Origin of the sequence: Streptomyces coerulescens, from assembly GCF_042657965.1 — a bacterium.
Lineage (GTDB): Bacteria > Actinomycetota > Actinomycetes > Streptomycetales > Streptomycetaceae > Streptomyces > Streptomyces coerulescens.
Window position 1 is genome coordinate 101,964 of record NZ_JBHSKM010000001.1, and the last position, 9,065, is coordinate 111,028.

Genomic DNA, 9,065 nt, shown 5'->3' on the forward strand with positions numbered 1-9,065 from the left:
GTTGATGATTCGGATCACGATCGAATACGAGTCCGAAGAGCGCGATAGTACACCGGTCGCAGAAACCGCAAAGGGCCGCTCCCTCAACGGGAGCGGCCCTTCAGCAGGCGTGGTCTCAGTCGCCGTTGCCGGGGGTCGGCGTCGTCTTCTGGATCTGCATCAGGAACTCGACGTTCGACTTGGTCTGCTTCATCTTGTCGAGCAGCAGCTCGATCGCCTGCTGCTGGTCGAGCGCGTGCAGCACCCGGCGCAGCTTCCAGACCACCGCGAGCTCCTCGTTGCCGAGCAGGATCTCTTCCTTACGGGTACCGGACGCGTCGACGTCCACCGCCGGGAAGATGCGCTTGTCGGCGAGCTTCCGGTCGAGCTTGAGCTCCATGTTGCCGGTGCCCTTGAACTCCTCGAAGATCACCTCGTCCATGCGGGACCCGGTGTCCACCAGCGCGGTGGCGAGGATGGTCAGCGAGCCGCCGTCCTCGATGTTGCGGGCCGCACCGAAGAAGCGCTTCGGCGGGTACAGGGCGGTCGAGTCGACACCACCGGACAGGATGCGGCCGGAGGCCGGGGCGGCGAGGTTGTACGCACGGCCCAGACGCGTGATCGAGTCGAGCAGCACGACGACGTCGTGGCCCAGCTCCACCAGACGCTTGGCGCGCTCGATGGCGAGTTCGGCGACCGTGGTGTGGTCCTCGGCCGGGCGGTCGAAGGTCGAGGAGATGACCTCGCCCTTGACCGACCGCTGCATGTCGGTGACCTCTTCCGGACGCTCGTCGACCAGGACGACCATCAGGTGGCACTCGGGGTTGTTGTGCGTGATCGCGTTGGCGATCGCCTGCATGATCATGGTCTTGCCGGTCTTCGGCGGGGCCACGATCAGACCGCGCTGGCCCTTACCGATCGGCGACACCAGGTCGATGATGCGCGTGGTGAGGACGCCCGGGTCCGTCTCCAGGCGGAGGCGGTCCTGCGGGTAGAGCGGGGTGAGCTTGTTGAACTCCGGGCGGCCGCGGCCGTGTTCGGGCGCCATGCCGTTGACGGAGTCCAGGCGGACCAGCGCGTTGAACTTCTCGCGCCGCTCGCCTTCCTTGGGCTGACGGACCGCGCCGGTGATGTGGTCGCCCTTGCGCAGGCCGTTCTTGCGGACCTGGGCGAGGGAGACGTACACGTCGTTGGGGCCCGGCAGGTAGCCCGAGGTACGGATGAAGGCGTAGTTGTCGAGGATGTCCAGGATGCCCGCGACGGGGATCAGGACGTCGTCCTCGGCGATCTGCGGCTCCTGCACGTCGTCACGGCCACGACGGCCCCGACGGTCGCGGTAGCGCCCTCGACGGCCACGACGGCCGCCCTCGAAGTCGTCGTCGTCCTGCGGGCCGTTGTCGCGCTGGCGGTCCTGACGGCCACCGCCCTGCTGCTGGCCCTGCTGACGGTCCTGACGGCCGCCGCCCTGCTGGTCGTCGCCCTTGCGACGGTCACCGCGGTCACGGTCGCGGCCGCGCTCACGGCGGTCACGACGACGGCCCTCGCCGCCGTCGGCGTCGCTCTTGGCGTCACCCTGCGACTGCGCGGGCGTCTCGGCCTTCGGCTCGCTCTTGGCCTCGGCGGCGACGGTCTCGGGCGCCGCGGAGGGGCTGCCCGCGTCCGCGGTGGCGCGACGGCGACGGCGCTCACCGGCCGGCGCGTCGTCGCTGGCGGGCTGGCCGGGAATCTCGATCTGCTGCTGGGCCACGGCCTTCTCGGCGGGGGCCTCAGCCGCCTTCTCCGCCTTCTTCTCGGCGTCTTCGCCGGTACGAGCCTTGGAGGTGGCGCGGCGCTTGGGCTTGGTCTCGGTGGCGGACTCCGCCTTCGGAGCCGCGGCACCTCCCCCGGCCTGCGCCTCCTTGATGACCTCGATCAGCTGGCTCTTGCGCATGCGCGCCGTGCCCCTGATGCCGAGGCCGGATGCGACCTGCTGAAGCTCGGCCAGCACCATGCCCTCGAGGCCGGTACCGCGGCGCCGCCGGGAGCCGGCACCGCTGGCAGGCGCGGAGGCGTCCGTGGCGGGCGCGGCAGCGGTCTCCTCGACACGTGCGCCCATCAGATCGGTGGTGTCGCTCACGAAGGGTCCTTCCCTGGAGCGGACGTCGGCCTGTCTGGCTCGGCGACCGGTTGTGCTGTCCGGCTTAGGTCCTTGGTGTGTGGACCGCGCCGGGGCGGTGGTCCGCCCAAAACGGCGGAGAAATTTCTGGTGATGGCGGTTCCCAGAGCCGTGGCACTGAGTGTCGGTGTCACTCGGCTCGGTCGCGCCGGTTCCGGAGCGTGCCCGGCGAGTCGCTCAGTGCTCGTGTACGAGGTACTGCCCGCGTACGTCGTACGGAACACAGTGCGGCTTGGGAGGCTCCCGGAAGAATGTCTGTCCCGGACGGGGACAACAAGCACCTCGCCATGGTGGGGTCGGGTGCAGACTTGAGGTTAACACTACCGGATCCAACAAACATTCCCCCTCTCGAAATCCGGCAACCGTGTGTCAGGTCGCAAGCGGCAGCACGCTCGCTCCCTGGGCGTCGAGGTCGAGCCGGTTCGCGGCCCACCCCTCACCTGCCAGATGGGCGACCTTGTCGGCGCTGTCCTCGTCGGCCAGTGCCAGCACAGTGGGTCCCGCGCCCGAGATGACCGCCGGCACTCCGTCGGCCCGCAGCCGCTCCACCAGCGCGGCGCTCTCCGGCATCGCGGGAGCGCGGTACTCCTGGTGCAGACGGTCCTCGGTGGCGGGCAGCAGCAGCTCGGGGCGCCTGGTGAGGGCCTCGACGAGGAGTGCGGCACGGCCCGCGTTGGTGGCGGCGTCGACGTGCGGAACGGTGCGCGGCAGCAGGCCGCGCGCGGTCTCCGTCAGGACCGGCTTCCCGGGCACGAAAACCACCGGAACGATGGAATCGGCGGGCTCCATCCTGATCGCCCGCGCGGCGCCGGCCTCCATCCAGGACAGGGTGAATCCGCCGAGCAGACAGGCCGCGACGTTGTCGGGGTGGCCCTCGATCTCGGTGGCGAGTTCCAGCAGGGCCGTGTCGTCGAGCCTGGCCTCGCCGCCTATGGTCACGGCGCGCGCCGCGACGATGCCGGCGCAGATGGCGGCGGAGGAGGAGCCGAGGCCGCGGCCGTGCGGGATGCGGTTGGCGCAGACGATCTCCAGGCCGCGCGGCTGGCCGCCCAGCAGATCGAAGGCGGTGCGCAGGGAACGTACGAGGAGGTGGTTCTCGTCACGCGGCAGCGTCTCGCTGCCCTCACCCGCGATGTCGATGTGCAGCCCGGAGTCGGCCACCCGGACGACGACGTCGTCGTAGAGCCCCAGCGACAGGCCGAGGGCGTCGAAGCCCGGGCCGAGGTTGGCGCTGGTGGCGGGGACGCGCACCCGGACGGCGGCGGCGCGGAAGGCTGGACCGGCCATCTCTCGATGACTCTCCTTGAGCTGCGTGATTGTCGAAGACATTCGATGACGTACGGGTACCCGATATGTACGAGTACCCCTGGGCCGCTTCCGGGCCGCGGAGACGGCGCAGCACCGCACCCCATGCGGAGGCATATGCGGCGGGCGGGTTCGCTACAGCCTATCGAAGGTAGGTTCTGTGGCGACATAGGGCGCACAGGAGGCGCACGATGCGTGTCGTATGCCCCCTGTGCACCCCCTGTAGGGAAGTTTCCCAGGTGAGCGCCTCGTGGTCGCGTACGCGAGCCCGCTGCGACGGAGCGTGGGCCCCGCTTACGCCAGCCCGAGCCGCTCGGCCGCCGTGACCGCGTCGACCGGGACGGTGACGGGCTGCGGGGCGCCGGCGACGGCCCAGTCGGGGTCTTTCAGGCCATTGCCGGTGACGGTGCACACGATGCGCTGGCCCGGGTCGACCTTGCCCTGCTCGGCGGCCTTCAGCAGACCCGCGACCGACGCGGCGGAGGCGGGCTCGACGAAGACGCCCTCCTGAGCCGCCAACAGCCGGTAGGCGCGCAGGATTTCACGGTCCGTCACCTCGTCGATGAACCCGCCCGACTCGTCCCGCGCGGCGAGCGCGTACTGCCAGGACGCCGGGTTGCCGATGCGGATGGCGGTGGCGATGGTCGACGGGTCCTTGACGACCTCGCCGCGCACGATGGGCGCCGAGCCGGAGGCCTGGAAGCCCCACATGCGCGGGGTCCGCCGGGAGACACCGTCGGCGGCGTACTCCGTGTACCCCTTCCAGTACGCGGTGATGTTGCCCGCGTTGCCCACCGGAAGGACGTGGATGTCGGGGGCGTCGCCCAGCATGTCCACGATCTCGAAGGCGGCCGTCTTCTGCCCCTCGATTCGCACCGGGTTGACCGAATTGACCAGCGCCACGGGGTAGTTGTCGCTCAGGTCGCGGGCGAGCGTGAGGCAGTCGTCGAAGTTGCCGTCGACCTGGAGGATCTTCGCGCCGTGCACGAGGGCCTGGCCCATCTTGCCGAGCGCGATCTTGCCCTGCGGGACGAGCACGGCCGAGACCATGCCCGCGCGCACGGCGTAGGCGGCGGCCGAGGCGGAGGTGTTGCCGGTGGAGGCGCAGATGACCGCCTTGGCACCCTCCTCCTTGGCCCTGGTGATGGCCATGGTCATACCGCGGTCCTTGAAGGACCCGGTGGGGTTGGCGCCTTCCACCTTGAGGTGGACCTCGCAGCCCGTGCGCTCGGAGAGCACCTGCGCGGGCACGAGGGGCGTGCCGCCCTCGCGGAGCGTCACGACCGGCGTGGTGTCGGAGACGGGCAGCCGGTCCCGGTACTCCTCGATGATTCCGCGCCACTGGTGGGTCATTGCTGGTTACTCTCCTTCAACCCGCATGATGCTGGCGACACCCCGCACGGTGTCGAGCTTGCGCAACGCCTCGACGGTCCCGACGAGGGCCGCGTCGGACGCACGGTGGGTGACGACGACGAGGGACGCCTCGCCGCCTCCGTCCTGTCGTCCTTGCTGGCGCACCGTATCGATCGAGACACCGTGCTCGGCGAACACGGTCGCCACCTGGGCGAGAACACCCGGTTTGTCGGCCACGTCGAGGCTGATGTGGTAGCGCGTGACGACATCGCCCATCGGGGAGACGGGCAGGGCGGCGTACGCCGACTCGCCGGGCCCCGTTGCCCCGCTGAGCCGGTTGCGGCAGACGGCGACGAGGTCGCCGAGCACGGCCGAGGCGGTCGGGGAACCCCCCGCGCCGGGGCCGTAGAACATGAGCTGCCCGGAGGCGTCGGACTCCACGAACACGGCGTTGTAGGCGCCGCGCACGGAGGCGAGCGGGTGGGTCAGCGGAATCATGGCGGGATGCACCCGCGCGGTGACCGACTGGCCGTCCTCGGCCCGCTCACAGATGGCGAGCAGCTTGATGGTGCAGCCCATCTCCTTGGCGGAGGCGAAGTCGGCCGCGGTCACCTCGGTCATGCCCTCGCGGTAGACGTCGTCGAGACGCACGCGCGTGTGGAAGGCGATACCGGCGAGGATGGCGGCCTTGGCGGCGGCGTCGAATCCCTCGACATCGGCGGTGGGGTCGGCTTCCGCGTACCCCAGGGCGGTGGCCTCGTCGAGGGCCTCCTGATAGCCGGCCCCGGTCGAGTCCATCTTGTCGAGGATGAAGTTGGTGGTCCCGTTGACGATGCCGAGCACGCGATTGACCTTGTCACCGGCGAGGGACTCGCGCAGCGGCCGGATCAGCGGAATGGCGCCGGCGACCGCGGCCTCGTAGTAGAGGTCCTTGTCGTTCGCCTCGGCCGCGGCGTGCAGCGCGGCGCCGTCCTGGGCGAGCAGCGCCTTGTTGGCGGACACGACGGAAGCACCGTGTTCGAAGGCGGTGGTGATGAGGGTACGGGCGGGCTCGATGCCCCCGATGACCTCGACCACGACATCAATGTCGCCGCGTTTGACGAGGGCGGTGGCGTCGGTGGTGATGAGGGCCGGGTCGATGCCCTCACGGACCTTGGAGGGCCGCCGTACGGCCACGCCCGCGAGTTCGACGGGGGCGCCGATCCGGGCGGCGAGGTCGTCGGCGTGCGTCGTCATGATGCGCGCCACCTCTGAGCCGACAACCCCACAGCCCAGCAGCGCCACCTTCAGCGGACGCGTACGCATCATCCGACCTCGTTTCCTCATACCGTCTACGGTTGCACCAGTCTCACTCACCGGACGGGAGTTTCTGCCCTTCGTCCGGATCGTGAGACATCTATTTCATTTGTACCGGGGTGGAAGACAGGAGATCTTCCACCCGTGTTCGTGCCGTTGTTACGGCTCAGCCGACGTCGAGCCGAAGAAGATCCTCTTCGGTCTCCCGCCGGACGATCACCCGGGACTCGCCCTCGTGCACGGCGACGACCGGGGGCCGCAGCACGTGGTTGTAGTTGCTGGCCATGGACCGGCAGTAGGCACCCGTCGCCGGTACGGCGATCAGGTCACCCGGTGCCAGGTCGGCCGGCAGGAACGCGTCCTTCACCACGATGTCCCCGCTCTCGCAGTGCTTGCCGACGACGCGCGCGAGCATGGGCTCGGCGTCGCTGGTCCGGGACACGAGCGCGACGCTGTACTCGGCGTCGTACAGCGCCGTACGGATGTTGTCGGACATGCCCCCGTCCACGGAGACGTACGTCCGCAGCCCGTCGAGCGGCTTGATGGTGCCGACCTCGTAGAGCGTGAAGGCGGTGGGCCCGACGATGGCCCGCCCGGGCTCGACGGAGATCCGCGGAGTACGCAGCCGGGCGCCCTCGCACTCCCGGGTGACGATCTCGGTGAGCGCCTTGGCGATCTCGTGGGGTTCGCGGGGATCGTCGGAGCTCGTGTACGCGATCCCGAGCCCGCCGCCGAGGTCGATCTCGGGGAGCTCGACGCCGTGCTCGTCACGGATGTCCTTCAGCAGCCCGACCACCCGATGCGCGGCGACCTCGAACCCGGACATGTCGAAGATCTGCGACCCGATGTGGCTGTGGATCCCGATGAGCTCGAGCCCGTCGAGCCGCAGCGCCCGCCGCACCGCCTCGGCGGCCTGCCCCCCGGCCAGCGGAATCCCGAACTTCTGGTCCTCGTGGGCGGTGGCGATGAACTCGTGCGTGTGCGCTTCCACGCCCACGGTGATGCGGATCTGGACCCGCTGCCGCTTGCCGAGCTCCTGCGCGATGTGGGCGACGCGGACGATCTCCTGGAAGGAGTCGAGGACGATCCGGCCGACACCGGCCTCGATGGCCCGACGGATCTCGGCCTCGGACTTGTTGTTCCCGTGGAAAGCGATCCGCTCGGCGGGCATGCCGGCCGAGAGGGCGGTGGCGAGCTCACCCCCGGAGCACACGTCCAGGTTGAGCCCTTCCTCATGCAGCCATCGCACGACGGCCCGGGACAGGAACGCCTTGCCGGCGTAGAAGACGTCGGCGTCGTTGCCGAAGGCGCTGCGCCAGGCGCGGGCCCGGGCACGGAAGTCGGCCTCGTCGATGAAGTAGGCGGGGGTGCCGTGCTGTTCGGCGAGGGTCTTCACGTCGACACCGCCGACGGTGACCACGCCGTCGGCGTCACGGCCGACGGTCTGCGCCCACACCTTCGCGTCGAGGGCGTTGAGGTCGGCGGGAGGCGCGGAGTAGTGCCCCTCGGGCAGGACATCGGCGTGACGGGGCCCGGCGGGGTGTGCGGAACGGCTCATGACTGTCGTGGGCTCTCTCAGAGATGTTCGGGTGCGTCGATGCCGAGCAGGGACAGGCCACCGGCCAGCACCGTCCCGGCGGCTTCGGCGAGGGCGAGCCGGGCACGGTGGGCGGCCGAGGGTTTCTCCGCCCCACGCGGAAGAACGACGGCCAGCAACGGCAGCACCCCATCGGCGACGGCGACGAGGTGCCGGGCAAGACGATCCGGAGCACGGTGGGCCGCGGCTTGGGCCAGGACTCGGGGGTGGTCGGCGAGGGTGGTGAGGAGGGGGTGGGGCTGGGCGTGCGTGTGGGGGTGCGGGTGCGGGTGCGGGTCCTGGGGCCGGTGGGTGGGGTGGTCCGTGGGGTGCTTGAGGAGGTGGGCCGCCGGCTGCCGGGTCAGGTGGTCCGGGGCCTGCTCAGTCGGGTGGTCCGGGGACTGCTCGAAGGAATCGTGCGCGGACTCGCGCGGGGCGTGGGCCGTGTCGGCCTGCCCCGCGAATGACTCCACGGGTCCCGGCTCGGCAGCGAATCCCAGGTCGGCGGCGTTGCGGCCGAGGGCCCGGGTGCGGGCGTAGGCGTAACGGACGCGGAAGAGAGGGTTGCTCTCGCGCTGGACGAGATGCTCGTCGGTGACACGGGGCCGGTCGTGCTCGGCAGGATGGAGCAGGGCCCAGCGGGCGGCGTCGCGTCCGAGGAAGAGGGGGTCGACGGGGGCGGGCACCGGCCGCACGGTGCAGTGGGGCAGGGCAGGCTGATGCGGCTGCCGCCGGGGACCCCGCGCGAGGACGGCATCGTCATCGCCCCGCCGACCGGGTGCGTTTGCCTGACCGCCGACCGCGTCCACCCTTACGCCCAGGACGTCGACCCACTCCGCGGCGAACTCAGCCTCACAACGGGTGTGTACGGCGGCGCCCTGCGAGCGCAGGATCCGCGCGGCGGCGTCCATCACGACAACGGCCCGCACCTCACGAGGACAGGACAGGGGCACGAATTCCCCGGAGGGACCGCTGGCGTGCCCGTACCGGTCCCCGCGCCGAAGGATCTCCTCGACGAGGGCGACGGACGCGGTACCGCCGAGGCTGATGTTCAAGAACCCGGGCCCGGTGACGACGACATCGGCGACACCGTCCGCCCCCGCGAGATGCGGCCGCAGAATCTCGGCGACGCGCAGGGCGGGCTGCCCGGCCGGGCGGGCCAGCTGGAGGGCGATGTTGGTGGCGTAGTCCCCACACCCACCGGGCCCCGGCACGGTGACCACGGCTCGCTCGGGCACGGCGACAACAAGTTCCCCCTCGTCGACAGCACGACGCACCGCGCACAGCACGGAACGGGAGAGCTCGACGGGGGTGGTCACGGGACAAGCGTATGGGAGGAGGGGGGTGGGTATGCGAACGGGTTTGGGGTGGGTTTCGGGATGTGGACGGGGGCGGGGGGGT

The 9,065-nt window shown here is 70.5% G+C and carries 6 protein-coding genes; all 6 read right to left on the reverse strand.

Going from position 1 to position 9,065, the window contains the following annotated elements; translation table 11 throughout:
* Positions 1-115 precede the first annotated feature (115 nt).
* Complete coding sequence (gene rho / locus ACFPQ9_RS00485) at positions 116-2,095, reverse strand: transcription termination factor Rho (RefSeq protein ID WP_380844627.1); 1,980 nt, start codon at positions 2,093-2,095, stop codon at positions 116-118.
* Positions 2,096-2,503: 408 nt separating this feature from the next.
* Positions 2,504-3,421 carry a homoserine kinase gene (thrB, locus tag ACFPQ9_RS00490; protein ID WP_194040588.1) on the reverse strand — a complete coding sequence of 306 codons (918 nt, stop codon included), beginning with the start codon at positions 3,419-3,421 and terminating at the stop codon, positions 2,504-2,506.
* 312 nt (positions 3,422-3,733) lie between these two features.
* The gene (thrC, locus tag ACFPQ9_RS00495) at positions 3,734-4,792 is read right to left on the reverse strand and encodes a threonine synthase (RefSeq protein WP_380844630.1); all 1,059 of its coding nucleotides are present in this window, start codon (positions 4,790-4,792) and stop codon (positions 3,734-3,736) included.
* 6 nt (positions 4,793-4,798) lie between these two features.
* Positions 4,799-6,097: a homoserine dehydrogenase gene (locus ACFPQ9_RS00500; RefSeq protein ID WP_380845183.1), complete on the reverse strand. Its 1,299-nt coding sequence runs from the start codon at positions 6,095-6,097 to the stop codon at positions 4,799-4,801.
* Between the two features lie 157 nt (positions 6,098-6,254).
* Positions 6,255-7,646: a diaminopimelate decarboxylase gene (lysA, locus tag ACFPQ9_RS00505; RefSeq protein WP_380844633.1), complete on the reverse strand. Its 1,392-nt coding sequence runs from the start codon at positions 7,644-7,646 to the stop codon at positions 6,255-6,257.
* Positions 7,647-7,663: 17 nt separating this feature from the next.
* Positions 7,664-8,983 carry an ArgS-related anticodon-binding protein NrtL gene (nrtL, locus tag ACFPQ9_RS00510; protein ID WP_380844636.1) on the reverse strand — a complete coding sequence of 440 codons (1,320 nt, stop codon included), beginning with the start codon at positions 8,981-8,983 and terminating at the stop codon, positions 7,664-7,666.
* Between the last annotated feature and the right edge of the window lie 82 nt (positions 8,984-9,065).

What these genes read in the sequence shown, in the direction of transcription:
- thrB (WP_194040588.1), bottom strand. Translation starts at nt 3,421, where the DNA reads ATGGCCGGTCCAGCCTTCCGCGCCGCCGCCGTCCGGGTGCGCGTCCCC.
- thrC (WP_380844630.1), bottom strand. Translation starts at nt 4,792, where the DNA reads ATGACCCACCAGTGGCGCGGAATCATCGAGGAGTACCGGGACCGGCTG.
- ACFPQ9_RS00500 (WP_380845183.1), bottom strand. Translation starts at nt 6,097, where the DNA reads ATGCGTACGCGTCCGCTGAAGGTGGCGCTGCTGGGCTGTGGGGTTGTC.
- lysA (WP_380844633.1), bottom strand. Translation starts at nt 7,646, where the DNA reads ATGAGCCGTTCCGCACACCCCGCCGGGCCCCGTCACGCCGATGTCCTG.